The following is a 25,035-nucleotide window of genomic DNA, read 5'->3' on the forward strand; positions in this document are numbered from 1 at the left end:
AGGCTAAATCGGCGCGTCGGAAGCGGACACATCATGCGGTGAGCAGTCTGCTGTCGCGTGGCGAGCCGATGATCTGGCTGACGGCGGGTGGGCTGGCACTGTCGCTGGCGATGGTGGCGTGGCTGCTGGGGTTGGTGCTGTATCAGGGAATGATCACGTTCTGGCCGCGGGCGGTGGCTGAGTTTGATCTTCACAACGAGACGGTCGTTCTGGGGCAGGTCTCTCGGAGCGAGTTGCTGGAGGCCGATGAGGCGTTCTTTGCCTCGCTGCCTGAAGATGAGCGCGAGCGGGCTCGGGTGGAGGCCGAGCAGTCCGGTGGCATGCTCAAGCGGTCGCTGGTGCGGACGGGAAATTTCGATCTGACGCGAAGTCATTTCACGTGGGTCTACGATTTTCAGGTGGCGGACCGGGCGACGCCTGAGGCGGCGGTGCTGATCGAGCGGTTGGAGTGGGGGCGTTTCTACGGTTACATCGATCGGCTGGTGGATGGGGAGAGCGAGCTGGCGTCGGGTGCCAGCGGGGATGTGCTGGCTGAGCTTGACCGGGTACTCCCCGATGTGATCGATGCGCGAGAGGCGATCCGAGAGATCGAGCGCGAGCAGATCGCGGACCAGACCCGGCGACAGGAGCGGGCAAGGCTGGACCTTCGGACCGCGACGCGTGAAGCGGGGAGTGATCTGGCGGCGATCGAAGCGGCGCAGGCCGAGCACGACGCGGTACTCAGTGATGTCGCGGATGAGGTCAATCGGCTGCGAGCCGAGGTGGCGAATCTGCGAGCGGCGGTCGATGACTATGCGCTGGTGCTGACGACCTCGGATGGCACGAGCAAGGCGATCCGGCTGCTGGACATCGTGCGCGTGGTCCCGAGCAATGAGCTGACGACCGGCGGGAAGCTAGGCGTTTATCTGTCGCGGTGGTGGGAGTTTCTGGTGGAGGACCCGCGGGAGGCGAACAGCGAGGGCGGGGTGTTTCCAGCGATTTTCGGCACGGTGCTGATGACGCTGATCATGTGTGTGCTGGTGGTGCCGTTCGGGGTGATGGCGGCGTTATATCTGCGGGAGTACGCCAAGGCGGGGCTGGTCGTGAGCGCGGTGCGGATCTCGATCAACAACCTCGCGGGCGTGCCGAGCATTGTGTTTGGCGTGTTTGGTTTGGGGTTCTTCTGCTACATCGTCGGCGCGCAGATAGATGAGCTGTTCTACGCCGAGCGGCTGCCGAATCCGACGTTTGGCAAGGGGGCGCTGATCTGGGCGTCGTTCACGCTGGCGTTGTTGACGCTTCCGGTGGTGATCGTGGCGACCGAGGAGGCGATCGCGGCGGTGCCCAACTCGATGCGGCAGGGGTCGTATGCCTGCGGGGCGAGCAAGTGGCAGACGATTCAGCGGATCGTGCTGCCGCGGGCGATGCCCGGCATCCTGACGGGGACGATCCTGGCGATGGCGCGTGGGGCGGGTGAGGTCGCGCCGCTGATGATCGTCGGTGCGGTGAAGCTGGCGCCGGAGCTGCCGCTGAGTTTTTCGGCGGACGAGCAGTTCGGAATCAACCGGAGCTTCATGCACCTTGGTTTCCATATTTACGACCTCGGGTTCCAGAGCCAGAACTCCGAGGCGGCACGGCCGATGGTGTACACGACGACGCTGCTGCTGATCCTGATTGTGGCGGGTCTGAACCTGGCCGCGATCGCGCTGCGGAGTCGGTTGCGTAAGCGGTTTAAGAATGCCGCCTTCTAATATGGCTGCTTTGGCGGTGCCGGGCGGAAAGGAATGAATCGGATGAACACTGCGACTTCGACATCTACCGTTCGCAACGGCTGGGAAGCTCATCAGGGCAAGGAGTTGTCTCGGCTGGAGTCGATCGCCGCGGGGCAGGACGTTCCGAGCGAGGTGCATGAGAGCCTAGCCAGAGTCGAGGGTGTGCTGCAGATCAAGGATTTCAATCTGTGGTACGGCGACAGCCAGGCGTTGTATGACATTCAGATGCAGGTCCCGCATGGGGAGGTGACGGCTCTGGTCGGGCCGTCGGGGTGCGGGAAGTCGACGCTCCTGCGGTCGGTGAACCGGCTGAATGACCTGATCGACGGGGTTCGGATCGAGGGGGACATGCTGCTTAATGGCGACACGATCTATCACTCGCGGGTGGATGTGATCGAGCTGCGCAAGCGGATGGGCATGGTGTTTCAGAAGTCGAATCCGTTCCCGATGAGCATTTACGAGAACGTGGTGTATCCGCTTCGGATCGATGGTGAGCGGGATCGGGACGTGCTGGATGAGGTCTGCCAGAAATCGCTGGAGGGGGCGGCGCTCTGGGATGAGGTGAAGGACCGGCTCAAGGACAGTGCGCTGAGTCTGTCGGGTGGTCAGCAGCAGCGGCTCTGTATTGCCCGGGCGATCGCGGCCGAGCCGGAGGTGCTGCTGATGGACGAGCCCTGCTCGGCGCTCGACCCGATTGCGACCGGGAAGATCGAGGACCTGATTCAGGAGCTCAAGGGGAACTACACGATTCTGATCGTGACGCACAACATGCAGCAGGCGTCGCGGGCGAGTGACAACACGGCGTTCATGTACCTCGGTCGGCTGGTGGAGTATGGCAAGACCGAGGACATTTTCACGAAACCGCATCTGACGGAGACGGAGTCCTACATCAGCGGTCGGTTTGGTTGAGTGTTGGGATGCTTAGCGGCCGAAGCGGACCTGGCCGCCTAAGCGTTGGGCGGCGGTGTAGAGGCAGTAGCGGATCGACCAGTTTTCGGGTTCGTCGGGGGATTCTGCTTCGAGCGGGCAGAGTTCGGTGAGGAGGATTTCGATCTCGGGGTCGTCGCAGTGCCAGTGGCGGTCTTCATCGAGGTGGGCGGCGAGTCGGCTGCTGCCTTTGGGAAACTCGATGGAGCCGAGAACGGCGGGCGGAGAGGTGAGCTGCATGCTGAGGTGTCCTGGACCCTGTGGGTGGGTGGGTCACGTCCCAAAGCGATGGTTGCGAACGACTCACGCAACGCTCACAGAATAGGGTTTCTGCTGAAGCCGGCCAAGTCACCCGAACCGGGCCTGAACCCGTTTAGGCGCACGGATGTTTAAGGATCTGCGCATTCGGGGTTTACATCCATTCACCATCACCTGGCGTGGTGGATGAGCGGGGGATAACGGGATTGCGATGGTTGGTGAGCGTCGGCTACCAGAGGCGGTTGATGTCTGGCTCGATGGGGGCTGCGACGGAGAGGTCGAGGGCTTCTTCGGTGATGCCTTCGTCGGCGTAGATCCGGGCGACGCAGTGGGCGAAGCCCTGGTTGTCGAGCCAGCGGTGCATGTCGGCGACGGCGTCGAGGAGTTTGGGGGAGTGGGCTTCGCCTAGCGGGGAGACGGCGACGCCTTCGGTGAGGAAGGGGACGACGAGGGCGAGGTCGCACGGGGTCGGGGTGACCATGCGTTCGTGGTACCAGTCGGCGAGGTCGACGGGGATACGGACGGCGACGCGTTGCGGGCGGCGGAGTTCGTCGTTGAGTTCGCAGGCTCGGCGGCGGGCCCAGGCTTCGGCTCGGAGTTGTTCTTGGTGCCGGGCTTCGAGGCTGAGGCTAGCTCGGCGGTGCATGGCGCCGGCGTAGGCTTCCCAGAGGGGGAGCGGCCCGCGAGCGCGCTCGAACGCCTGGGCCAGGAAGACCGACAGGCGGAAGCGGCAGGCTGAAACCGGTCCGGGATGCTCGTTCACGTGGCCTCTCCTTCAGGGAGAGCTATCGGGAGCTGCGCGTGCTGGATCGATGCGAGAGCCTGCCGGAGATGGCCAAAGGGTGGGGGTTGTGCGCGGGGTAGGGAGCGCAGCGGTCGGGGTGGCTGAGGGAATGAGGCAGGCAGGTGGGGTTGTGCGGTTAGTAGAGGTGATAGTGCCCAATAAACATGAATGCTCTGAAGTGTCAATCTTGTAACCTGCAGCAAGGTGACAGTCCTGCTTACTGGAGGCCGATCTCGTGCTAGCTGGTCGGGATGGAGAGATGGAACAGGTTGCATTCTGTATTGAGCATTTGAATCTACTGATTATCGGGTCCTCGCGTTCACCGATGATGCACAATGCAAGTACCATCTCGCTTTCTACTGTGGCTTAGTAGATTGACCATGAATGCAACCCTCATAGCCGCGTCCATGAGTTCGAAGTGCTAGGCAAAAATGTAAGCGATGGTTATGAACTATCTGACCATGGGTCCCCTGATCTTCCTTGTTGGCTGCGCTACCGTGCAATCCGAGCGGCCAAGTCACTCCGACTGTGTCTCGGCGTCCGAGTATGCCGGGCCGGCACTTAGAGCACCCATCGAGGCTTCAGTCGCTGCTTTGAGGCCAGATTCCATAAGTGGGTTATCGCCTGCCGAACAGGCGAGATTACGGGATGCCGTTGAGAGGTCCGTGGCAGAGACCGGTGCTATCAGCATGGATGTTGCCGTTTGGCAGGCGGGTGGTGAGTCTTTCCGCGCGTCGCACGGCACACCCGATGGTCACAGGCATTATTGGGCGAGCGTGGGGAAGATCATCACTGCGGCGGCGGTGCTGCGATTGGAAGCTGACGGCCTGTTGTCGCTGAATGACCCGATTTCCGAGTACGTCGATCAGGTCCCGAATGGTGACATCATCACCATTCGGATGTTGATGAACCATACCTCCGGCTTGTTTAGTGCCAGTGAAGACCCGGGCCTGCAACAGAACCATGGCGTGGTCGATCTCCAGGGCGTGCTTGAGATTGTTCAGCGGCAGCGGCCTTATGCCTGCCCGGGTGCGGCTTGGCGGTACTCGAACACCGGCTACACGCTGCTGGGTGCTGTGATCGAGGGGGTTACCGGGCGGCCGTATCACGAGGCGGCTTACGACCTAATCCTGCGAGAGAGTGCGGCGAGCGAGGTACATCTGCTAGGACCTAAGGAGCCTTTGAGGGACATCGTGTTACCAGCGGCTGAGCCGGGCATGGATGTGCGTGGCCCGCAGGCAGCGGGCGGTGCTCTGTCCGATGCTGGGAGTATGGTTTTGCTTCTGAGGGACCTCATGGCGTGTCGGATCCTGCCGCAGGAAACCTTGGAGTTGATGCTTTCTGAATTATTCCCGATGCATCAGCAGGGGCTTTGGTACGGACTGGGTGTGATGGTCTACGACTTGCCGAGCCCCGGAGGCGAGACCGTATGGATCGGGCACTCGGGTGGTGTGCCGGGTGCACGTGCCATCATCGCCTTTGCTCCGGATCTCGATGCCATCGTTGCAGTCGCCCTGACCGGGGAGGGGTCAGCCGAGGCAGTCGCTAACCTGTTGTTCAGCCAGTTGGAGCCGTTGCCATAAGGTCTCGATGGGCTGCATCGACCCCATAGATGCTGCTAACTGGTGTTGGCTTGTGATGTCATGAGGTTGTCTCCATGAAACAGATCATGTTGTGGGTTGGACCGCTGCTGGCGGTGGTTGTGGGGTTGCTGCTTGCGTGGAACGGTCATGCTGAAGCGGTGGCGTGGACGGCGGCGATTACGACTTTGACAGCGATCTGGTGGATCTTTGAGCCGGTGCCGATTCCGGTGACCTCGTTGATCCCGCTGGCGTTGTTGCCGACGGTGGGTGTGCTGGACTATTCGCAGATCGGAGCGGCCTATGGGGACAAGCTGATTCTGCTTATGCTCGGCGGGTTCATGCTCTCGACGGCGATGGAGCGGAGCGGAGCGCACCGGCGGATCGCGTTGGCGATGGTTCGGCGGTTGGGTGGGGGCAGTCCCAGGCGGCTGGTGCTGGGCTTCATGCTGGCTTCGGCCGGGCTTAGTATGTGGATCTCTAACTCGGCGACGGCTCTGATGCTGCTTCCGATTGCGCTGGCGGTGGTGAAGACCATCGAGAGCGACCGGCTCAAGACGGCCCTGCTGCTGGGGGTGGCTTATGCGGCGAGCATTGGCGGGATTGGCACGCCGATCGGCACGCCTCCCAATCTGGTCTTCATGGACCAGTACAGCGCGATCGATGGGTCTGAGCCGCCAACGTTCCTGGAGTGGATGTCCTGGGCTGCGCCGATCCTGCTGGTCATGCTGCCGATCGCCTGGTGGTGGCTGACGCGTGGGATGCGCTCGGATGTCACGGTAGTTCTGCCCGACCTGGGAGGCTGGCGGACCGAGGAGATTCGTACGCTAGCCGTGTTCGCGGTGACGGCCTTGCTGTGGATCAGTCGGAAAGAACCGTTTGGCGGCTGGAGCGAGTGGACGGGGTTAACGGGCGTCCATGACAGCAGTGTGGCCTTGTTCGCGGTGATCGCGATGTTTCTGATTCCCAATGGCAAGGGCGAGAGGCTGCTGGATTGGGAATCTGCGTCGAAAATTCCGTGGGGGATCCTGCTGCTTTATGCGGCGGGGATCTCGATTGCGCGTGCCTTTACGAGTTCGGGTCTGAGTCAGACGCTCGGCGAAGCGCTGCAGGGTTTCACAGTCATTCACATTGTGTTGATGATGGCCTTGCTTTGCACGGCGGTCACTTTCCTTACGGAGATCACAAGCAACACGGCCACGGCGACCGTGCTGATGCCTGTGCTGGTGGCGATGGCCCTCGCCGGTGCGATTGAGCCAAGACTGCTGATGATCCCCGCAACGATCAGTTGCAGTTTTGCGTTCATGCTCCCGGTCGCAACCCCGCCCAATGCCGTGGTGTTCAGTTCCGGTCACCTGACGATCGCGAAGATGGCCCGGGAAGGTTTAGCACTGAATCTGATTGGCGTCGTGGTGGTGACAACGATCTGCTACGTGATGTTTGGGTAGCGAGTGCGTCAGTCGTACCGGAAGACGCCCTTGCGCCAGGCGTAGATGAAGGCCAGGACGGAGGTGAGCAGGAAGAAGAGGAGGCGGCCGAGGGAGACATCCCGCATGGGGTCGTCGGGCATGAGGGCGGGGAAGGTGACGGCCCAGGGGTAGAGGAACATGATCTCGACGTCGAAGAGCAGGAAGGTCATGGCGACCATGTAGAAGCGGACGTTGAACCGGCGACGGGCGGAGCCGATGGGGTTCATGCCGGACTCGTAGACCGAGCCCTTGACGGCGCCCTCGCGGCTTGGGCCGAGGACGGTCGTGGCGACGACGGCTCCGATACCGAAGGCGATCGCGATCAGCAGGAGGACGCCCAGGGCGGCGTACTGGTTGAAATCCGTGGCCATAGCGAGGGATAGCGTTCCGTGCATGGCCGGAGTATAGCGGGGGTGGCCTTACCGGGGGACGATCTGCCCGGCCGGCTCGGGTAGACTCTGGTCATGCAGCAGTATCACGATCTCATGCAGCGGGTGCTCGATGAGGGGGCGGTCAAGACCGACCGGACCGGGACGGGCACGCGGTCGGTCTTCGGGCACCAGATGCGGTTTGATCTGGGCGAGGGCTTCCCGCTGGTGACGACGAAGAAGCTGCATTTGAGGTCGATCATCCACGAGCTGCTCTGGTTTCTGAAGGGCGACTCGAACATCGGGTATCTCAAGGAGAACGGCGTCTCGATCTGGGACGAGTGGGCCGACGAGCACGGCGAGCTCGGGCCGGTGTATGGCGTGCAGTGGCGGAGCTGGCCGACGCCTGGCGGCGAGACGATCGATCAGATCGGGCAGCTGGTTCATCAGATCCGGCACACGCCCGACTCTCGGCGGATGATCGTGACGGCCTGGAACCCGGGTCAGATCGAGCAGATGGCGCTGCCCCCCTGCCACTGCCTGTTCCAGTTTTATGTGGCGGACGGGAAGCTGAGTTGCCAGCTGTATCAGCGGTCGGCAGATATTTTTCTGGGGGTACCGTTTAACATCGCCAGCTACGCCTTGCTGACGCTGATGCTTGCGCAGGTGACGGACCTGGAGCCGGGTGAGTTCATCCATACGCTCGGGGATGCGCACCTCTACAGCAACCATCTGGAGCAGGCGCGGGAGCAGTTGACGCGGATGCCCCGGCCGTTGCCGACGATGAAGCTCGATCCGGGCATTCGATCGCTGGAGGGTTTCCGGTTCGAGCACTTCACGCTGCTGAATTACGACCCGCATCCGCACATCAGGGCGCCAGTGGCGGTTTGAAACCAACCGCATCGATGGTGCCTGCGTAGGATGCCTGCATGATCCTGTCTCTCATCTATGCGCGTTCGGAGAACCGTGTCATCGGCAAGGATGGCGGGCTGCCCTGGCACCTGCCCGATGACTTCAGGCACTTCAAGCAGACGACACTGGGCTGCCCGATCATCATGGGCCGGCGGACGTTCGAGGATCACGAGTCGGTCCTGCCCGGCCGGGAGAACATCGTGCTGACGCGGAGGCCGGATTTCAGCTTCGAGGGGATCACGGTTCGGCGGTCGCTCGACGAGGCGTTAGAGCCGTATCGGGAGACGGAGCAGGAGGTGTTCGTCATCGGCGGCGCGGGGCTGTTCGCCGAGGCGTTTGCGATCGCCGATCGGCTGTACGAGACCGTGGTTCATGCCGAGGTGGAGGGGGATGTGGTGCTGCCTGACTTTGATTTCAGCGGGTGGGAGCGGGAGGTGCTGATGGAACACGATGTCGATAGGCAGCATTGCTTTCGATTTAGCGTTGCGCGACTCATACGAGTGTAAATACCCCCATATATCTACTTTGTGAGGCTTTATGTCATTTATATCTAGGATACGCTGCCGTTGTGACCTAATTGCTGGCGCATCGCCTCGTCTTCTTCTGGCTCTTGATTCCGTAAGACTTTATAAAGGATGCTATACAGCCACCACGCGTGACGGCATGAAGCTGAACCTGAAGGGTGGACAGGGTGATTGGTATACATTTCTCGAAAACATGCTGAGAAACGACTATCTCGATGGCCACGATTATCTAAGCGAGGGCGATACGGTTTTGGATGTGGGTGCAAATATAGGTGCATTCACGATCGTTGCTTCAAGGCTCGTAGGTGACACAGGAAAGGTCTTCTCTTATGAACCCGACCCCGTGATCTTTAAACGTCTATTGAGAAACTTGGAAATTAATAATATCAACAATGTGAACGCAATCAACGGTGCGGTTGGCGCTGTATCGACTAAAGCTGCTTTCTATTCGAGTAATAAGTCGGCCTACTCATCTCTTGCAAAACAGGTTGATGGCCGAAATACCGAAAAGCCGTCGTTCGAGGTGGATGTTATTGCCATTGATGAAGCATTATCAATGGGTGGTGATAGCATTAAACTCATGAAGATTGACTGCGAGGGTGGCGAGTACGAGATTTTCGATGCCTTAAATAAAAACAAAGCCTCATCGATCAAATATATTGTTAGAGAGAGCCATATCGTTCCCGGTCGAGATGTAGAGGATATGTATCGAAGAATCGAAGATCTTGGGTTTGCCGTTACTCGGGGGTATCCAATGCGAGCAGTTAGGGCAGAACCCTAACTACCTGCTCGCAGAAGAAAACAACGCTGTATGGACCTACGGGCTGACCGTCACCTTCGTCATCACATCGCCCTGCTGGATCTTGTTGACGACGTCCTGTCCGTCGGTGACTTTGCCGAAGACGGAGTGCTTGCCATCGAGCCAGGAGGTTTCGACGTGTGTGATGAAGAACTGCGAGCCGTTGGTGCCTGGGCCGGCGTTGGCCATGGAGAGGACGCCGGGGCCGTCGTGCTTGAGGTCGGGGTGGAACTCGTCCTCAAAGGTATAGCCCGGTCCGCCGGTGCCGTCGCCTTTGGGGCAGCCGCCCTGGATCATGAAGTCCTCGATGACGCGGTGGAACTTCAGGCCGTCGTAATAGCCGTCGGCGGCGAGTTTCTCGAAGTTGGCGACGGTCTTAGGGGTCTTGTCGTCGTAGAGCTCGAGGGTGATGGTGCCCTTGCTGGTCTCGATGGTGGCGGTCTTCATGGGAAACGGGTCCTTCGATCGGATCGGCGATCCGTGGTTCAGGCGATAAAAAGGTCACATATCGGCGTTCTGCCGAAGGGGCGATCTTAAGCGATCTGCGGGTATACTTCAGCCGTCGGGCGATTAGCTCAGCTGGCTAGAGCGCTTCGTTTACACCGAAGATGTCGCGGGTTCGAGTCCTGCATCGCCCATTCCGGGAGCTGATATGCACCGGCATGTGATCCGGGGGCAGCTAAAATGCGTTTGTCTAAACATCATCCAACCACACGAGGGTCCTTCCTTATGACTCAGAGATATCTCAGCCATCGTTGTTCCCAGATACTCGCGCTCGCTCTGGTGCTCGTCTTCAGCGTCGGCTGCGGCATGATGCCCAGCAAGGTCTACACGTCAGACGTCTACATGGATTACGGCACGGCCCTGCCGGCGTCGCCGCCCAAGGCCGTTTCGATCGAGGCCGTCATGGATGATCCCGATGCTTATCTCGGCCGGGAGATCGCGCTTGGCGGGACCGTTCGCGAAGTCTGCCAGAGCAAGGGCTGCTGGATGACCATGGGCTCGGATGAGATGAATGAAGCCGTCATGATCAAGTTCACCTGTCCGATCGATGGGCGTCTGATTCCTATGGCCGCAGAAGGGCATCACGCCATGGCTTATGGCGTGCTCGAACGCCGTGAAGTCGATGAGGAGTACGCTCGGCACCTCGCCGAAGACAACGGCGCGACGGCTGAGGAGTTGGCGGCGATCGTCGGGCCGCAGGAAATCCTGTGGTTCGGTGCTCCCTCGGCGCGAATCTACGATCTGGAACTCCAAACGCCCTAAACGCGGCAACGCGAGGCGAAGCCAATAATCCGGCGGTCCCGGGCCTATTCAGACTCCCAGGACAGCGAACGGCCAAGGGCACGCCGCCACTGCCTGCGCTCGGACGCTCTCCGATCAGAGGGCAGCGATGGCTTGAAGCGATCGGCGGCTCCGGTCAGAGCTGTGAGCTGCTCGCGAGAATCCCAGAGGCCAATGCCCAGACCGGCCAAACAGGCTGTGCCCCAGGCGGTGGTTTCGGTTTGCACTGGGCGAATCAGGTCGGTGCCCAGCAGGTCGGCTTGGAGCTGCATCAGCAGATCGTTCTTGGATGCCCCGCCATCGACGCGGAGGTCTTTGAGCTGGATCCCCGAATCGTCGACCATCAACTCCAGCACGTCGGCGACCTGATGGGCCATGCCTTCTAGCGTGGCGCGGGCGAGGTTGGCGGCGGTGCTGCTGCGGGTGAGGCCCACGATCGCTCCACGGGCGTGCGGGTCCCAGGAGGGGGCGCCGAGGCCGGTGAGAGCCGGGACGAAGTAGACCCCGCCATTGTCTTTGGCCGAGCGTGCGAGCGCTTCGATGTCGGAGGACTTTCGGATCAGGCCGAGCCCGTCGCGGAGCCACTGCACGGCCGCTCCGGCGACAAACACGCTTCCTTCGAGGGCGTAGGTCGTCTCGTCCGCTAGCTGCCAGCCGATCGTGGTGAGCAGGCCGCTTCTTGAAGGGACGGGAGACGCGCCGGTGTTCATCAGCATGAAGCAGCCGGTGCCGTAGGTACATTTGGTCACGCCCGGTTCGAAGCAGGCCTGTCCGAAGAGCGCGGCCTGCTGGTCGCCGGCGATGCCCGTCACCGGTATCGGATGGCCAAGCAGGTCGGGGTCGATGGTCGCGACCACCCCGCTGCTGGGATGGACCTCCGGCAGCATGCCAGCGGGAATCTCGAAGCGGCCGAGTAGGTCGGGGTCCCATCGGCCCTCGTGGATGTTGTAGAGCATCGTGCGGGAGGCGTTGCTGGCATCGGTGGCGTGGGTGCGTCCGGAGGTCAGTTTCCAGAGCAGCCAGGTGTCGACGGTTCCGAAGGCGAGGTTGCCCTTCTCAGCGGCGGCCCTCGCGCCATCGTGGTGATCGAGGAGCCACTGGATCTTGGTCGCCGAGAAGTAGGGGTCGATCACCAGCCCGGTGCGCTGGCGGATGTCGTCGGCCTGACCCGAGGCATGGATGGCCTCGCATTTGTCTGCGGTTCGGCGATCCTGCCAGACGATCGCCCGGCCGAGGGTTTTGCCCGTGCGTCGGTCCCAGAGCAGGCTGGTCTCGCGTTGGTTCGTGATGCCGATGGCCGCCACGTCAGAGGCCGGGATATCGGCCTGCTGCAGGACGGCACGGGCCGTCTGGAGCTGGGTCCGCCAGATCTCATCGGGGTCGTGCTCGACCCAGCCGGGCTGGGGGTAGTGCTGATTGATCTCCTGCTGCGCGGATGCGACCGCGCTCCCGGTCTGGTCAAAGAGAATCGCTCGCGAACTGGTCGTGCCCTGGTCGAGGGCGAGGATGTGAGGCATGGGCGGTCTCGGGCAGATACGGTCGGTGGCGTTATCGCTGCTGGGCTTTACGCTGCTGAATCTGCTCGCGGATCTCGTGGGCCCGCTGCTCGTCGAGGTCGTAGCCGAGCATTACGACGATCGCGATCAGCGTGCCGGTGCAGGGCACGAGGATGTAGGCCAGACGCAAGCCGGTGATGGCTTCCGTCGTTTGCTCGGGCAGCGCCGGGTCGTAGCCGACGAAGCTGAAAATGACGCCTGTCAGCAGACCGGCGAGGGCGAAGCCGAACTTGGTCATCCACCAGTAGACGGCACCGAACAGGCCCTCGCTCCGTGTGCCGGTGTTGAGTTCGTCGAGGTCGCAGATGTCGGCGGTCATGGACATCATGATGGTGAAGAGCCCGCCAATCCCGAAGCAGAAAAGCGGCAGCGGGAGAAACAGCAGCCAGGGATTACTCGGATCGAAACACCACCAGTACGCCACGTAACCGAGCAGCGAGACACTCTGGGAGATCAGAAAAGCGACGCGCTTGCCGAATCTGATCGAGAGCCAGGTCACCACCGGGATAGCCAGGAACGTCGTCACCAGCGCCGTGATCGAGCCGTGCAGGGCTGGCCAGCGCCCGGCCGCACCGGGATCACCGCCAAACATGTGGTGGACGATGATGTAGAAAGCGAAGGCGGCCACGGTGTTGAAGCTGCCGAAGATCAGAAACGTCGCGGCGCAGATGCGGATGAAGGGGCCGTTCTGCAGGGTCGTGAGCATGCCACGCAGCAGGCTGCCGACGCTGTCGAACATGCCCCGAAACGAGAGCTCATCTTGCGTGGAAGGGTCAACCGGCTGGGTCCGACAAAAGATCGCCGGCGTCGCCGCCAGCAGAATACAGGCGATGCCCACCCAGACCGCCAGCTTGCGGGCCCCCTCGGTCCCGTCGCTGGCGAAGCCTTCGTAGTAGATGATGATCCAGAACCAGGGGCCGATCACCCAGGCCCACTGCCCGATCCACTGCGCGATCGCCATGATGCGCGTGCGCTCGTGGTAGTCGTCACTCATTTCGTAGCCCATCGCGACGTAGGGTGTCGCGAAGATCGTCAGCCCGAGATAGAAGACCAGCGACAGCAACAGAAAATACCAGAAGTTGTACATCTCGCTGTTGTTGGCATCGAGCTGCCACATGAGCGCGAAAGAGATGCCGGCGATGATCGCACCGATGAGGATGTAGGGCCGCCGCCGTCCCCATCGGGATTTGGTGTTGTCGGAGATGTAACCCATGATCGGGTCGGTGATCGCATCAAAGATGCGCGGAGCGAAGGCCAGCAGACCGGCCAGCAGCACGTCCATCTTCAGACTCTGCACCAGCACCACCATGAAGACACCCAGGGCCGCAGGGAACATCTGATTGCCCAGCATGCCGATGCCGAAGGCGATTTTCTGGCCGAGTGGGACGCGTGAAACCTGCGGGGACGAAAGGGTTGAGGTCGACAAGGCAGACTCCTGACGGGCGGTGAATCCTGCAAGAAGGCCCGATGCTAGCGACAACCGTGAGAGTCTGTCACAAGCCGTGGCGTAACAGTTACTTGGAGGCGACTAAAAACCGAGGCCCAGCCCCATCGCAAGGCCCGTTGGAGATCCGCTAAACCGATCGTGGGAAACAAACAGCCAAAAGTCGCACGCAATAAGCCAGGCCCGCTGGCGTTGTCTCGCAGACGTGACACCCTCTGATAACGAAAGGCCGGAAGGATCATGCGAAGCATCGGACACTGCCTCTGCCTGGGATGGCTGCTGAGTGCCTCTGCCGGCGGTCTGACGACGCAAGCCGACAGCCTGCCGACACTGACCGCCCTCTCGAACGGCTCGCTTGCTGGCCTGAACGTGGACGTCGAGGTGCCGGGCTTCGAGGTGCGGGTGCTCCGGGCCGGCGAGCCGATCTACCACCGGGCCTTCGGCGACTGGGAGATCGGCCGGGTCGCGGCCACCGACAGCAGCACCAAGACCGTCAGCGGCGCGCTGATGATGAGCGTCGCAGAGACCAGCCTGCTGCCCTTCGATCTCGACAGCCGGCTCGGCGAATTCCTGCCCGAGTACGACACGCCCGAGAAGCAGGCCATGACCATCCGCCAGGCCTTCTCGCACACCTCGGGACTCGATGGCCAGGGAAGCTCCTCGCCGATTCTGGCCAACCCCGACCTCACGCTTCGGCAGGCGGCTTTTCTAATCGGACAGCAACCGCTGGTGAACGGCCCGCCCGGCAGCACGTTTGCCTATGGCGGGCTCTCGATGCACTCGGCCGGGGCGGCCGCTCAGATCGCGACCGGTGTCGACTACGCCAGCCTCTTCGAGCAGCGACTGGCCGGACCCCTCGGCATGACCGACAGCTTCTTCGCTCTGGCCAGCGAGACCCACCCGCGCGTGGCCGGCGGGCTTGCCTCCACCGCCACCGATTACGCCCGTTTCATGGACATGCTGCTCAACGACGGCGTCGATCGCGTGACCGGGACAAGGGTGCTGGAGACCGCTTCCGTTGAAGAGATGCTGACGCTGCAGACCTCACCCGACCAGCCGATCGCCAACTCGCCGGTCGATAACAATCGGTACGGCATCGGCGTCTGGCTCGACCAGCTCCAGACCGGCGGTCCCGGCGTCGATGCACTGGCCGCAGGGGCCAGGGGGTTTCACAGCTGGATCGATGAATCCGAAGAGCTGGTCTTTACCTTCGCGACCGACCGAAGCTTTTTCGGAAACCTGCGCGACCTCAGCTCGCTGATGCACGCCGCGATCCTCCACGACCTCTCAGGCGAGCGTGCCGGCGATCTGGATGGCGACGGGCTGGTCGACGCCATCGATATCAACCTGATCTCCGCCGCCCTGCGCAGCGGGTCCACCGGCCCGGCGTTCGACCTGAATGGATCGGGTCGGGTCGATGAACTGGACCGGGCGTTCCTGGTCACCGGCCTGCTGGCCACGGCCCCCGGCGACAGCAACCTCGATGGCATCGTCGATCTGATCGATCTCTCAAACCTCGCGAGCAACTTCGCCACGATCGGTCGCGGCTGGGAGCAGGGCGACTTCGACGGCAATAGCATCGTCAATCTCGTTGACCTGTCGCTGCTGGCCACGAGTTTCGGGTTCGGAGAGACGATCACCGCCCTGCCGGAACCGAAGAGCATCATGGCGATCCTGGCTGGCTCGGTCCTGCTGATGAGGCGGGTGACAGCAGTCGATCACTCGGTCTCGGCCGGCTCCCAGGTGACCGGGATCTGAACCTCCCACCACTGGAAACGGCGTGGTGTATCAGGACCGTTGTAACCGAGGAGTTGCACCTCGCCGGCGGCAACCCAGCTGCCATGCTCGTCTTCCTGATTCGCCAGCCAGCCTTCGAGTTGCTCGCGGGCTGTGTCGATCTCGCTCCAGGCGCGTCGGCCCATGAATCCGGCAGCAAGGACCGTCATCGGTTCGATGTCTTCGACCATGACGCCTCGCTCGGCGGGACCTGTCGGGCCGAGATCAGGGGATCGGTAAAGAAAAGCCATGGTCGAGGTGGCTTGCTCTTCCCCCGCGACACGCCCTGTCATGACGACGGGGGCCGTCATCGCGATCTCCCGGCTGGAGATGTGCTGGAACAGCGGCCAGAAGCCCGAGTCGGTCCCGGGTGTTTCGATCATCGCCTGCCGATAGCCCTTGTAGTGCTTGATCTCCATCGCACCGGGCACCGTCGGCCGGGCATAACCCTCGGCGAGCGATGCAGAGATGCGAGCTTTGCCGGCGCGGTAGTAGTCGGCTTCGTCACCCTTGTTGGTTCTGCCTTCCATGACGCTGAGTTCGTGCTCGGGCTCACCGGCGACGCGGAGCACCTCCCAGTCCGCGGGTGCTGCGGTTTCGAGGTCATTGATGTGCACGGGCTGAACCACCTCGGGCTCGGCCTCGGCGACCGGTTCGATCTCGGCCTGCACACAACCAACAAGCAAGACGCCGACTGCAAGTAGTGGAGCGAAGGCACTGAGGCACAGTTTAAGTTTCACATCAAGCCATGGCATGTGAGTCGCTCCACTATTTTTTGGATTCAGTTGGGCCTAGGACACTCTTGAAATGCTCCTGCAGTTGATGGTAAGTCAGCGAAGCGGACCAGGCGATCAAAACGAGCCCGCAAAGGGCTTGCACGGCGTAGAGGATGCGTAGCGGTCCTAAGGGTCGGATGTCGCCGAAGCCAAGCGTCGAGAACACGACGGCGGAGAAGTAGTACCGATCAAACATCGAGCCATTCGTATCCCCCGCCAGCTCGCCGATCCGATCCCGGCCAACGAACTCGGCCAGATAATGGCAGGAGGTGAACACGCCGATCTGAAACAGGTGCGCCGTGATCAGCACCAGCACGGTGGTCGACAGGATCGCGACCGGCGACCAGGAGGTGTCGTCGCCCCACATCTTCAGCTTCACCACGACGGCGGCGTGAAGAATCACGCTCAGAACCACCGCAAGGGCAGAAGCCAGCAGCACCGGCCAAAGGGTTGAATCTTCCATGCAGGCAACGTAACCCCGACGATGACGCTGGCCAAGCCCTGTCTTACTTGAGGCTGTCGGCGTAGGTATCGCGAAGCTTCTCCAGCTTGGGCATGGCTTGCTGGCGGATGTAGGGATTCCCGGGATTATGAAGGACGTAATCCTGGTGGTAGGCCTCGGCCTCGTGGAACGCCTCCAGCGGTTCGAGCGTGGTCACAATCGGCTTGTCGAACTTCCCACTGGCCTGCAGCTGATCGATATAGGCTTGGGCCTGCGCTTTCTCTGCTTCGCTGGCATAGAAGATCGCCGAGCGATAATGCCTGCCGACATCGGGTCCCTGCCGGTTGAGTTGTGTCGGATCGTGCGCGATCGTGAAGAAGACTTCCAGCAGCTTGTCGTAGCCGATGACCTCGGGGTCGTAGGTGATCTTGATGACCTCGGCATGATCGGTCAGCCCCGCCGAGACCTGGCTGTACTTCGCGGTCTCGGGTCGGCCGCCGGCGTACCCGGAGACGACCGTGTAGACCCCTTCGAGTTGCTCGAAGACGGCTTCGGTGCACCAGAAGCAGCCACCAGCGAACACGGCCTCGGCCGCGGGGCCGGCTTCCGCAGCCGGATCGGCCAGCGACGCCAGTTCAGCACTCGGGGTGAAGGCCAGCGAGGCCGAGTTCATGCAGTACCGCAGCCCTGTCGGAGCCGGACCGTCCGGGAAGACATGCCCCAGATGCGCATGACACCGAGCGCACTCGTTCTCGGTGCGCACCATGCCGTGCGATTCATCGCGGACGTTGCGGATGTTCTCTTCGGCGATCGGTGCATAGAAACTCGGCCAGCCGGTGCCGCTGTCGAACTTGGTCTTCGACTCGAACAGCGGCAGCCCGCAGCAGACACAGCTGTAGACGCCCTCTTCCTTGTTGTGCAGCAGCTCGCCGGTGCCAGCGCGTTCGGTCCCGTCGGACCGGGTCACGTGGTAGACATGATCCCCCAGTTGCTCACGCCACTCGGCTTCGGTCTTGCTGACTGTCGGCGAAGGGACCGGGCCAACCAACTGGCCTTCGGCGTCGAACACTTTCACAAACACGGTCGATGGCATGGATGAGTCCTTCTCTGCCTGCCGGGCTTTTGCGTCGTTTTCGACGCAACCCTGCAGCGCGAATAAACAGGTCAACAGCACAGCGATGGGGGTGAATAACCTCATGCCGTAACCATAGGTGGCAGCAGGTATTTATTCCGCGGGATCAACCGGGATCTTCCACGGTGCCCTCACGATAGGCACGGATGGTGGCCCACTGATTGACCGGCTCGAGCGCCTCGGGAAAAGGGATAAACCGGGCCGAGCCGTCGCCATAGGCGTAATAAGACCCCCCACGGTTGCGATCCGGGTCGCCATGACGGGTGTGATTCACGACCTGAAAGTCGTTGCCGATCCCCTCGAAGAGGTCCATGTACCAGTCGCCTCGATCACCCGGCTCTCCCTCGAAGGTGATCTTCTCGCCGAAGTGGATCACCGTCCCCGGCGATGGGACCTCGGGTTGGCGAATCGCTATGCCCGGCCGGCGCCAGGCGTCAGCGTCGTTCTCTCGCTCGACGACGATGTCATTGAAGCCATTAATGAGATAGCTCCGGGGCCGGCGGTCCTCGGGGGTGTCGTTGGCATTGCCTTGCTCGGCAGGCTCATCGCTCGGGCAAATAAGAATGTCAGGAACGCCGTAGTACTCCGACATCACTGTCGTCCAGCGGGGAGCGATCCTCGCCGGATAGAAACTGCGGTTGTCCTGCGCATAGAGCTCCAGAGACAGAGCTAGCGTCCGGATCCGTGTGCCGCAGTTGAGTTGCCGGGCGATCTCCCTTGCGCTCGACAGGCTCGGCAGTAAGATGCCTATGAGGATCGCAATGATCGAAATCACCACCAGCAACTCGATCAAGGTAAACCCGTAGCGGGAAGGAGTGGCAGCACCCATGACCACACGCACAGGATGGTTGCTCGGGTTTCTCGTCGTGCTTTTGCTCAGCTGGCTCATCTGGGCGGCTCCCTGGCAATCATCCGAGATCCAGGTCATTGCGAGTCATCGTGACGGACGCGGAGGCCCGCCTGTGGTGATGATTGCCTTTAATCAAGCCTACGACATCAGCGAGCTCGTCGTCCACAGGATGGAGCAAAATGACGAAGGCGAATGGCAGGTCCCCAGGTTCGGCCTCGAATCCGACCCTGTCTGGAAGATCATCCCGCGCGGCGCGGAAACCCGACAGGCCCAGGCCGTGATGTATGGCGACCGGCCGCGTGGTTTCCGACACGAGGTCAGGCCCAGACCCCTCGAACCCGATGGCAGATACCGGGCCACCATCACCACCACGAGGGGCACGGCCAGCGTCGACTTCTCGGGCTCACCCCGCCAGGAAGAACCGCCCGACGACGAAGCCGCTGAGAACTGACAGGCCTCCATCCCCTTGATCGACCCCACCGTCTGCGGTTAGCTTGCTCCCCGACTCACGGACGCAGTTTCACACCACGACAGGCGTTGGGATAGACATGACAACCAAACCGCACGGACTCGCCGCCGCTCGGAGAGCGTACTGGCGCTGGAACCTCCTTCTGATGAGCGTCCTGCTGCTGCTCTGGGCCTTTGTCAGTTTCGGCCTCGGCATCCTCTGGGCCGAACCGCTCAACAACTACGCCCCCTTCGGCGTGCCCCTGGGATTCTGGTTTGCCCAGCAGGGCAGCATCGTGGTCTTTGTCTTCATCGTCCTGACCTACGCCATCGTCATGAACCGTCTCGACCGCTGGCACCACGAGGACATCACCCGCGAGCACCTCAAGCCGCAGGACGAATCTGGGGAGCAGGCATGAGCACCTTCGACCCGGTCAAACTCTGGACCATCTTGCTCGTTGGGATCAGTTTCACGCTCTACCTCGGCATCGCCTGGCTGAGCCGTGTCCGTGATACCAAGGGCTTCTACGTCGCCGGACAAGGCGTGCCCGCCGCCGCCAACGGTATGGCGACAGCCGCCGACTGGATGTCGGCCGCCTCCTTTATTTCGATGGCCGGCATCATCTCGACGCTCGGCTACGCCGGCGGGGTTTACCTCATGGGCTGGACCGGCGGCTACGTGCTGCTCGCCCTGATGCTCGCGCCCTACCTCCGCAAGTTCGGCCGGTACACCGTGCCCGACTTCATCGGCGACCGCTACGTCTCCTCGACCGCCCGGCTGGTCGCCGTCATCTGTGCGCTCTTCGTCTGCTTCACCTACGTCGCCGGCCAGATGCGTGGCGTCGGTGTCGTGTTTTCACGCTTCCTCGAAGTCGATGTCTCCGTTGGTGTCTACATCGGCATGACCATCGTGCTCTTCTACGCGATCCTTGGCGGGATGAAGGGCATCACCTGGACGCAGGTGGCCCAATACTGGGTGCTCATCACCGCCTTCCTGATCCCGGCCATCGCCATCTCGATCCAGCTCACCGGCGAGCCGATCCCGCAGGTCGGCCTCGGCAGCGATCTTGTGGTCGAAGGCGTCGGTGCCGGCGTCACCCTTCTCGATCGCCTCAATCAGCTCCACGCCGACCTCGGCTTCGCCAGCTACACCGAGCCCTTCGTCGAGGGCTCGCCTTGGAACATGCTCAACGTCGCCTGCGTCGCTCTCGCCCTGATGTGCGGGACCGCCGGACTGCCGCACGTGATCGTACGCTTCTACACGGTCAAGAATGTCGCCGCTGCCCGCTGGTCCGGCTTCTGGGCGCTGCTGTTTATCGCGATGCTCTACCTGACGGCGCCCTCCGTGGCGGCCTTTGCCCGCTACTACATGATCGAATCGATCAACGGCCGGGCCGCCGTGGTCCCGCCCGATCAGGTGGTCGGCGATGTCGAGATGCTCCTGAGCGAAGGCTCACGCAACGCCGACACCGTCGATGGCGGGGTGGCCTACCTCTACAAGACGGCGTCGGGACGCGCCATCGCCTCGCAGATCCCGCACTGGTTCCGCAACTGGCAGCAGACCGGGCTCATCCTCTGGCTCGACGACGGCGACGGCCTCGTTCACTACTCCGGCCGCGAGGACAACGAGATCTTCCGACGCGGGGCCATGAGCGAGAACGACCTCACCGAACTCCGCCTCGAACACCAGCAGTGGCTCGACACCAACGGTGCCGAAGGCGCCGACGGCCGCGTTCTCCTCCGCGAGCGCGGCTTCACCGGACCCGACCGTGACATCATCGTCCTGGCCACCCCCGAGATGGCCGAACTGGCCGACTGGATCATCGCCCTCATCGCTGCAGGCGGGCTCGCCGCAGCGCTCTCCACGGCCAGCGGGCTGCTCCTCGTCATCTCGTCCAGCGTCGCACACGACCTCTACTACCGGATGCTCAACCCGCAGGCCTCCGAGAAGCAGCGCCTGCTCGTCGGCCGCATCACCATCGCCGTCGCCGTCGTCATCGCCGGCTACTTCGGCATCTACCCGCCCGGTTTCGTGAGCGAGGTGGTGGCCTTCGCCTTCGGACTGGCCGCGGCGAGCTTCTTCCCGGTGCTCGTTCTTGGCATCTTCAGCCAGCGAGTAGGCGCAATCCCCGCCATCGCCGGCATGATCTGCGGGATCGGCTTCACGGCCTTCTACATCTTCTGCAACAAGGCCAACGTCATCCTCGGACCGGAACTGGCCGACGCGCTGCTCGGTGCCGAATCCGTCCTGCGCACGCCCTGGCTCTGGGGGATCAACCCGCAGGGCATCGGCGTCGTCGGGATGGCCATCAACTTCATCGTGACCCTCGCCCTGACCCCGCTGACCAAGGCCCCGAATGAGGCCACCCAGGAACTCGTCGCCAGCCTCCGCGAACCCGAAGGCGTCGGCCCGGCCGTCGAAATCGAGGCCGCTCAGGACCACTGAACCATGATCCGACCAGCTTCCCAGGCCCGCCCAGACCACCAGGCAGGGTCCTGTGTGACGGGCCAGCCGAGCCGCGCTCCCTATCCAGGCCACCAGACGCAGCAACCCCTTGACGAAACGACAGATAAGCCACCTTGACGCTCAGCGGGCCGGTTTCTAAGGTATGTCGCTTCGCTCGATCCAGTGATCGGGCAGATCGCCCGGCGATCAATCAGCAATTAGCTGCCAAAAACACCGCCAGGCTGGCCAGCGAGGATACCTCTTATGCTCCCCGTCCAACGACAGACCCGAACCCAGGGACGCAAGCGTCGCTCCCATGATGCCCTGCGTGCCTCCCAGTGGGTGAACTGCCCCAACTGTGGCAACGCCAAGACCCCGCACGCCGCCTGTAACAACTGCGGCTACGTGCGACCGGGACTGACCCTCAAGCTCAAGACCAACAGGGACAGCTAGTGCGCATCGCGATCGATGTCATGGGTGGGGATCACGCGCCCGATGCGATCCTCACAGGCTGCCTCGACGCCATCCCGCAGCTGGGTGATACCCACACGATGGTGCTCGTCGGCGATGAATCCGTCATCAACCACGGGCTCGATCAGCGTGGGCTCAAAGGCCACGCCCAGATCGAAGTGGTGCCCACCACCGAGGTCATCGGCATGGGTGACAGCCCCGTCGCTGCCCTCCGCGGCAAGCAGGACAGCTCCATCGTCCGGTTGATGGACCTCGGCGGCCGCAAGGCCGGCGACAGCTTCTGCGATGTCGTCCTCAGCGCCGGCAACACCGGCGCCTGCGTCGCCGCCGCCCAGATGTCCATGCGACGCCTCCCCGGCGTCCACCGCCCCGGCATCGCCGTGACCATGCCCACTTTTGGCGGGCCCGTCACCGTCTGCGACGTCGGCGCCAACCCCGAACCACGCCCCAGCCACCTCTACCAGTACGGACGCATGGCCGGCATCTATGCCGAGCAGGTCCTGGGCATCGAAAACCCCAAGATCGCCCTGCTCTCCATCGGCGGCGAGGAATCCAAGGGCAGCGCCCTGGTTAAGGAAACAGCCCAGCTCTTCAAGGCCGACAAGCAGGCCAACTACGTCGGCTACATCGAAGGACGCGACCTGTTCTTCGGCAAGGCCCACGTCATCGTCACCGAAGGTTTCACGGGGAACGTCGTCCTCAAGCTCTCCGAGGGTCTCGCCGCTGGTCTGTTCAAGACCATCGGAGCCGAGATCGCCGAAACCTCCCCCGAACTCGCCATGAAGTTTGGGCCGCTCGTCAAGAGCATCTACAAGAAACACGACTACCACGAGTTTGGCGGGGCCCCCCTGCTCGGGGCCAATGGCATCTGCATGATCCTCCACGGCTCCAGCGAAGCCCGCACCGTCGTCGCCGCCATCCGAGCCGCCATCAGCCACGTCGAGCACCGCGTCAACGAACGGCTTATCGAAGCGCTCAGCGACCAGCAGATTCCCGAGGGTGCGGCATGATTCAGCGGCCCGGCCACAGCCGGGGCGTGCGCCTGGCCGGCACTGGGCTGGCCGTGCCCGACCGCGTGCTGAACAACAAAGACCTCAGCGAGATCGTCGACACCTCCGACGACTGGATCACCAAGCGCACCGGCATCTCCGAACGCCGGATCGCCAGCGATGACCAGACCGTCATCGACCTCGGCGAGCAGGCCCTTCGCCAGGCCCTTGAAGAGGCCAGCACAGACCCGAGTGATCTCGATCTGGTCATCCTCGCCACCATGACCCCAGAAATGGCCTGCCCCTCGAGTGCCGCACAGATGGCCGCTCAGGTCGGCGCGGTACCAGCCGGAGCCATGGACCTCTCCGCCGCCTGCTCGGGCTTCGTCTACGCCCTCAATGTAGCTGCAGGACTCATCCAGGCCGGCCACTACAAGAACATCGGCGTCGTCGGGGCCGAGACGATGAGCCGCGTGCTCGATTTCACCGACCGCAGGACCTGCGTGCTCTTCGGCGACGGAGCAGGAGCCGCCGTCGTCACCGCCGACGACAACCCCGAAACAGGCTGTCTCTTCCAGACCATGCGGAGCGACGGCAGCCGATGGGGTGAGCTCTATCTGCCCAGGCACGAAGGCCACCTGCCGACAGACGCCCCTGACGACGTCTTCTCCGGCAACTACGGCAAACTCCAGATGAACGGCCGCGAGGTCTTCAAGTTCGCCGTAACGACCACCGAAGCCATCATCGACGAGACCCTGGCCACGACCGGCGTCGATCCCGCCGACCTCGCGATGGTCATCCCCCACCAGTCCAACCGCAGAATCCTCGAGGCCGCCCGGCATCGGCTCGACCTCCCGCCCGAGAAGTTCTGCATCAACATCGACCGCTACGGCAACACCTCCGCCGCCAGCGTCCCCATCGCCCTGCACGAGCAGCGCAGCGAAGGACGCATCAAGTCAGGCGACCTGGTCCTCTTCCTCGCCATCGGAGGCGGGCTCACCTGGACCACCAGCCTCTGGCGCGTGTAAGCCACTATCCACCCAGCTAAACCCGTTCGCTAACGAGACCCGCTTATGGCCCCCGAATCCCAGACAGACGCCAGCCCCAGCCTCATCGCGCTGCTGTGCCCCGGCCAGGGCGCCCAGCACGTCGGCATGGCCAAGGCCTGGTGCGAAAAATCCCAGGCCGCCCGCGACACTTTCGAACGTGCCAACGACCTGCTCGGCTACGACCTGACCACCCTCTGCTTCGACGGGCCTGAAGACCAGCTCGCCAGGACCGACCGGGCCCAGCCGGCCATCTACACCGCTTCAGTCGCCAGCTACCGCGGGCTCCTCGAAGCCGGTGAGATCAACCCGGATCACATCGCCATGACCGCCGGCCTGAGCCTCGGGGAGTTCACCGCCCTGCACCTCGCCGGAGCCCTCTCTTTCGAAGACGGGCTACGCCTGGTCGATCTCCGCGGCAAAGCGATGCAGGACGCCGCCGAAGCCGCCGACTCCAGCATGGTCGCCATCACCGGCGACGCCGACGAAGCAACCATCAACGAGCTCTGTGACAAAGCCCGAGGGGACGGCGTGCTCGTGCCCGCCAACTTCAACTCGCCCATGCAGGTCGTCATCAGCGGCAGCCGCGACGCCTGCGACCGAGCCGTCTCCGTCGCCAGCGAGATGGGCCTCAAGCCGACCCCACTCGTCGTCGCAGGGGCCTTTCACTCGCCGCTCATGGCACCCGCCGCCGAACGGCTCAGCGAAGCCCTGGAGCAGGTCAGCTGGTCCATGCCGACCCGCCCGGTCCTCTCCAACGTCACCGGCAAACCCCACGACGCCGACGCCGCGAGCATCCGCCAGAAACTGGTCGACCAGCTCACCTCACCGGTCCGCTGGTCACAGTCGATGCAACTCGCCGCCGAACGCTACAGCAGCAGTCAGTTCATCGAGCTCGCTCCGGGCAAGGTGCTCTCCGGCCTCATGAAGCGCATCGACCGCTCGATCAAAGTCCAGAACCACGCCCAGCCCGCCTGATCCACCACGACACGCCACCCAGGCCA

At 62.7% G+C, this 25,035-nt stretch carries 26 protein-coding genes and 1 tRNA gene; 17 read left to right on the forward strand and 10 right to left on the reverse strand.

The features are described 5' to 3' along the window. The first annotated feature begins 38 nt into the window (after positions 1 to 38). Together pstA and pstB are read left to right on the forward strand one after the other, a co-directional pair. Complete coding sequence (pstA, locus tag ACQZAB_RS12595; RefSeq protein WP_428389876.1) at positions 39 to 1,730, forward strand: phosphate ABC transporter permease PstA; 1,692 nt, start codon at positions 39 to 41, stop codon at positions 1,728 to 1,730. Positions 1,731 to 1,763: 33 nt separating this feature from the next. Then, positions 1,764 to 2,660, forward strand: a complete 897-nt coding sequence (gene pstB, locus ACQZAB_RS12600; protein ID WP_428389877.1) for a phosphate ABC transporter ATP-binding protein PstB — start codon at positions 1,764 to 1,766, stop codon at positions 2,658 to 2,660. A gap of 12 nt (positions 2,661 to 2,672) precedes the next feature. Here the strand turns inward: pstB and ACQZAB_RS12605 are convergent, their stop codons facing one another. Together ACQZAB_RS12605 and ACQZAB_RS12610 are read right to left on the reverse strand one after the other, a co-directional pair. After that, positions 2,673 to 2,918 (reverse strand): hypothetical protein, encoded by a 246-nt coding sequence (locus ACQZAB_RS12605; protein ID WP_428389878.1) that lies wholly within the window; start codon positions 2,916 to 2,918, stop codon positions 2,673 to 2,675. 247 nt (positions 2,919 to 3,165) lie between these two features. After that, a complete protein-coding gene (locus ACQZAB_RS12610; RefSeq protein WP_428389879.1) occupies positions 3,166 to 3,699 on the reverse strand; it encodes a hypothetical protein in 534 nt (177 codons plus the stop codon). Between the two features lie 482 nt (positions 3,700 to 4,181). On the opposite strand from ACQZAB_RS12610, the gene ACQZAB_RS12615 reads away from it, so the two are divergent. Beyond that, entirely contained in the window at positions 4,182 to 5,303 is a 1,122-nt protein-coding gene (locus ACQZAB_RS12615; protein WP_428390162.1) for a serine hydrolase domain-containing protein, read from the forward strand. Between the two features lie 74 nt (positions 5,304 to 5,377). Beyond that, positions 5,378 to 6,748 carry an SLC13 family permease gene (locus ACQZAB_RS12620; RefSeq protein WP_428389880.1) on the forward strand — a complete coding sequence of 457 codons (1,371 nt, stop codon included), beginning with the start codon at positions 5,378 to 5,380 and terminating at the stop codon, positions 6,746 to 6,748. Between the two features lie 8 nt (positions 6,749 to 6,756). Here ACQZAB_RS12620 and ACQZAB_RS12625 read toward each other — a convergent pair whose 3' ends face one another. Further along, entirely contained in the window at positions 6,757 to 7,164 is a 408-nt protein-coding gene (locus ACQZAB_RS12625; protein WP_428389881.1) for an NADH-quinone oxidoreductase subunit A, read from the reverse strand. A gap of 69 nt (positions 7,165 to 7,233) precedes the next feature. Here ACQZAB_RS12625 and ACQZAB_RS12630 point away from each other — a divergent pair, with 69 nt between their 5' ends. From ACQZAB_RS12630 to ACQZAB_RS12640, 3 genes are all read left to right on the forward strand, one after another. Then, on the forward strand, positions 7,234 to 8,028 hold the full coding sequence (locus ACQZAB_RS12630; protein WP_428389882.1) for a thymidylate synthase: 795 nt from the start codon (positions 7,234 to 7,236) through the stop codon (positions 8,026 to 8,028). A 38-nt stretch (positions 8,029 to 8,066) separates the two neighbouring features. Continuing rightward, positions 8,067 to 8,555: a dihydrofolate reductase gene (locus tag ACQZAB_RS12635; protein ID WP_428389883.1), complete on the forward strand. Its 489-nt coding sequence runs from the start codon at positions 8,067 to 8,069 to the stop codon at positions 8,553 to 8,555. Between the two features lie 157 nt (positions 8,556 to 8,712). Beyond that, positions 8,713 to 9,354 carry an FkbM family methyltransferase gene (locus tag ACQZAB_RS12640; RefSeq protein WP_428389884.1) on the forward strand — a complete coding sequence of 214 codons (642 nt, stop codon included), beginning with the start codon at positions 8,713 to 8,715 and terminating at the stop codon, positions 9,352 to 9,354. Positions 9,355 to 9,390: 36 nt separating this feature from the next. Here ACQZAB_RS12640 and ACQZAB_RS12645 read toward each other — a convergent pair whose 3' ends face one another. Next, a complete protein-coding gene (locus tag ACQZAB_RS12645; protein ID WP_428389885.1) occupies positions 9,391 to 9,819 on the reverse strand; it encodes a peptidylprolyl isomerase in 429 nt (142 codons plus the stop codon). Between the two features lie 117 nt (positions 9,820 to 9,936). Between ACQZAB_RS12645 and ACQZAB_RS12650 the strand changes: the two genes are divergently transcribed. Together ACQZAB_RS12650 and ACQZAB_RS12655 are read left to right on the forward strand one after the other, a co-directional pair. Next, a tRNA-Val gene (locus ACQZAB_RS12650) sits at positions 9,937 to 10,010 on the forward strand. Between the two features lie 91 nt (positions 10,011 to 10,101). Then, complete coding sequence (locus tag ACQZAB_RS12655; protein ID WP_428389886.1) at positions 10,102 to 10,638, forward strand: DUF4920 domain-containing protein; 537 nt, start codon at positions 10,102 to 10,104, stop codon at positions 10,636 to 10,638. A gap of 44 nt (positions 10,639 to 10,682) precedes the next feature. Here the strand turns inward: ACQZAB_RS12655 and glpK are convergent, their stop codons facing one another. Both glpK and ACQZAB_RS12665 read right to left on the reverse strand, forming a co-directional pair. Further along, on the reverse strand, positions 10,683 to 12,173 hold the full coding sequence (glpK, locus tag ACQZAB_RS12660; protein WP_428389887.1) for a glycerol kinase GlpK: 1,491 nt from the start codon (positions 12,171 to 12,173) through the stop codon (positions 10,683 to 10,685). A gap of 31 nt (positions 12,174 to 12,204) precedes the next feature. Beyond that, a complete protein-coding gene (locus ACQZAB_RS12665; protein ID WP_428389888.1) occupies positions 12,205 to 13,638 on the reverse strand; it encodes an MFS transporter in 1,434 nt (477 codons plus the stop codon). Between the two features lie 258 nt (positions 13,639 to 13,896). On the opposite strand from ACQZAB_RS12665, the gene ACQZAB_RS12670 reads away from it, so the two are divergent. Beyond that, entirely contained in the window at positions 13,897 to 15,414 is a 1,518-nt protein-coding gene (locus ACQZAB_RS12670) for a serine hydrolase (protein ID WP_428389889.1), read from the forward strand. On the opposite strand, the gene ACQZAB_RS12675 is transcribed toward ACQZAB_RS12670, so the two are convergent. Genes ACQZAB_RS12675 through ACQZAB_RS12690 form a run of 4 tightly spaced genes read right to left on the reverse strand, consistent with a single transcriptional unit; the run spans position 15,375 to position 18,710 of the window. Further along, positions 15,375 to 16,172: a heme-binding protein gene (locus ACQZAB_RS12675; protein ID WP_428389890.1), complete on the reverse strand. Its 798-nt coding sequence runs from the start codon at positions 16,170 to 16,172 to the stop codon at positions 15,375 to 15,377. The two genes, ACQZAB_RS12670 and ACQZAB_RS12675, sit on opposite strands and share 40 nt — an antisense overlap. A 28-nt stretch (positions 16,173 to 16,200) precedes the next feature. Next, on the reverse strand, positions 16,201 to 16,671 hold the full coding sequence (locus ACQZAB_RS12680; protein WP_428389891.1) for an ion channel: 471 nt from the start codon (positions 16,669 to 16,671) through the stop codon (positions 16,201 to 16,203). A gap of 43 nt (positions 16,672 to 16,714) precedes the next feature. Beyond that, complete coding sequence (locus tag ACQZAB_RS12685) at positions 16,715 to 17,848, reverse strand: bifunctional methionine sulfoxide reductase B/A protein (protein ID WP_428389892.1); 1,134 nt, start codon at positions 17,846 to 17,848, stop codon at positions 16,715 to 16,717. A 40-nt stretch (positions 17,849 to 17,888) separates the two neighbouring features. Beyond that, complete coding sequence (locus tag ACQZAB_RS12690; RefSeq protein ID WP_428389893.1) at positions 17,889 to 18,710, reverse strand: type II secretion system protein; 822 nt, start codon at positions 18,708 to 18,710, stop codon at positions 17,889 to 17,891. Between ACQZAB_RS12690 and ACQZAB_RS12695 the strand changes: the two genes are divergently transcribed. The 7 genes from ACQZAB_RS12695 (at position 18,610) to fabD (ending at position 25,009) form a co-directional block, all read left to right on the forward strand. After that, positions 18,610 to 19,083, forward strand: a complete 474-nt coding sequence (locus tag ACQZAB_RS12695; protein ID WP_428390172.1) for a hypothetical protein — start codon at positions 18,610 to 18,612, stop codon at positions 19,081 to 19,083. The genes ACQZAB_RS12690 and ACQZAB_RS12695 overlap by 101 nt on opposite strands. Positions 19,084 to 19,180: 97 nt before the next feature. Next, a complete protein-coding gene (locus ACQZAB_RS12700) occupies positions 19,181 to 19,498 on the forward strand; it encodes a DUF4212 domain-containing protein (RefSeq protein ID WP_428389894.1) in 318 nt (105 codons plus the stop codon). Next, entirely contained in the window at positions 19,495 to 21,525 is a 2,031-nt protein-coding gene (locus ACQZAB_RS12705; RefSeq protein WP_428389895.1) for a sodium:solute symporter family protein, read from the forward strand. The genes ACQZAB_RS12700 and ACQZAB_RS12705 overlap by 4 nt, the downstream gene beginning before the upstream one ends. A gap of 264 nt (positions 21,526 to 21,789) precedes the next feature. Beyond that, the gene (gene rpmF, locus ACQZAB_RS12710) at positions 21,790 to 21,978 is read left to right on the forward strand and encodes a 50S ribosomal protein L32 (RefSeq protein WP_428389896.1); all 189 of its coding nucleotides are present in this window, start codon (positions 21,790 to 21,792) and stop codon (positions 21,976 to 21,978) included. Continuing rightward, on the forward strand, positions 21,978 to 23,006 hold the full coding sequence (gene plsX / locus ACQZAB_RS12715) for a phosphate acyltransferase PlsX (protein WP_428389897.1): 1,029 nt from the start codon (positions 21,978 to 21,980) through the stop codon (positions 23,004 to 23,006). The genes rpmF and plsX overlap by 1 nt, the downstream gene beginning before the upstream one ends. Beyond that, entirely contained in the window at positions 23,003 to 24,013 is a 1,011-nt protein-coding gene (locus ACQZAB_RS12720) for a beta-ketoacyl-ACP synthase III (RefSeq protein ID WP_428389898.1), read from the forward strand. Before plsX ends, ACQZAB_RS12720 begins: the two co-directional genes overlap by 4 nt. Positions 24,014 to 24,058: 45 nt before the next feature. Continuing rightward, on the forward strand, positions 24,059 to 25,009 hold the full coding sequence (fabD, locus tag ACQZAB_RS12725) for an ACP S-malonyltransferase (RefSeq protein WP_428389899.1): 951 nt from the start codon (positions 24,059 to 24,061) through the stop codon (positions 25,007 to 25,009). The last annotated feature ends 26 nt before the right edge of the window (positions 25,010 to 25,035 follow it).

Source organism: Mucisphaera sp., from assembly GCF_965279675.1.
Taxonomy (GTDB): domain Bacteria; phylum Planctomycetota; class Phycisphaerae; order Phycisphaerales; family Phycisphaeraceae; genus Mucisphaera.

Coding starts and splice junctions, on each gene's coding strand:
- pstB (WP_428389877.1), top strand. CDS start 1,764: ATGAATCGGATGAACACTGCGACTTCGACATCTACCGTTCGCAACGGC.
- ACQZAB_RS12605 (WP_428389878.1), bottom strand. CDS start 2,918: ATGCAGCTCACCTCTCCGCCCGCCGTTCTCGGCTCCATCGAGTTTCCC.
- ACQZAB_RS12615 (WP_428390162.1), top strand. CDS start 4,182: ATGGGTCCCCTGATCTTCCTTGTTGGCTGCGCTACCGTGCAATCCGAG.
- ACQZAB_RS12620 (WP_428389880.1), top strand. CDS start 5,378: ATGAAACAGATCATGTTGTGGGTTGGACCGCTGCTGGCGGTGGTTGTG.
- ACQZAB_RS12625 (WP_428389881.1), bottom strand. CDS start 7,164: ATGCACGGAACGCTATCCCTCGCTATGGCCACGGATTTCAACCAGTAC.
- ACQZAB_RS12630 (WP_428389882.1), top strand. CDS start 7,234: ATGCAGCAGTATCACGATCTCATGCAGCGGGTGCTCGATGAGGGGGCG.
- ACQZAB_RS12635 (WP_428389883.1), top strand. CDS start 8,067: ATGATCCTGTCTCTCATCTATGCGCGTTCGGAGAACCGTGTCATCGGC.
- ACQZAB_RS12640 (WP_428389884.1), top strand. CDS start 8,713: ATGAAGCTGAACCTGAAGGGTGGACAGGGTGATTGGTATACATTTCTC.
- ACQZAB_RS12645 (WP_428389885.1), bottom strand. CDS start 9,819: ATGAAGACCGCCACCATCGAGACCAGCAAGGGCACCATCACCCTCGAG.
- ACQZAB_RS12655 (WP_428389886.1), top strand. CDS start 10,102: ATGACTCAGAGATATCTCAGCCATCGTTGTTCCCAGATACTCGCGCTC.
- glpK (WP_428389887.1), bottom strand. CDS start 12,173: ATGCCTCACATCCTCGCCCTCGACCAGGGCACGACCAGTTCGCGAGCG.
- ACQZAB_RS12670 (WP_428389889.1), top strand. CDS start 13,897: ATGCGAAGCATCGGACACTGCCTCTGCCTGGGATGGCTGCTGAGTGCC.
- ACQZAB_RS12680 (WP_428389891.1), bottom strand. CDS start 16,671: ATGGAAGATTCAACCCTTTGGCCGGTGCTGCTGGCTTCTGCCCTTGCG.
- ACQZAB_RS12685 (WP_428389892.1), bottom strand. CDS start 17,848: ATGAGGTTATTCACCCCCATCGCTGTGCTGTTGACCTGTTTATTCGCG.
- ACQZAB_RS12695 (WP_428390172.1), top strand. CDS start 18,610: ATGACCACACGCACAGGATGGTTGCTCGGGTTTCTCGTCGTGCTTTTG.
- ACQZAB_RS12690 (WP_428389893.1), bottom strand. CDS start 18,710: ATGACCTGGATCTCGGATGATTGCCAGGGAGCCGCCCAGATGAGCCAG.
- ACQZAB_RS12700 (WP_428389894.1), top strand. CDS start 19,181: ATGACAACCAAACCGCACGGACTCGCCGCCGCTCGGAGAGCGTACTGG.
- ACQZAB_RS12705 (WP_428389895.1), top strand. CDS start 19,495: ATGAGCACCTTCGACCCGGTCAAACTCTGGACCATCTTGCTCGTTGGG.
- rpmF (WP_428389896.1), top strand. CDS start 21,790: ATGCTCCCCGTCCAACGACAGACCCGAACCCAGGGACGCAAGCGTCGC.
- ACQZAB_RS12720 (WP_428389898.1), top strand. CDS start 23,003: ATGATTCAGCGGCCCGGCCACAGCCGGGGCGTGCGCCTGGCCGGCACT.
- fabD (WP_428389899.1), top strand. CDS start 24,059: ATGGCCCCCGAATCCCAGACAGACGCCAGCCCCAGCCTCATCGCGCTG.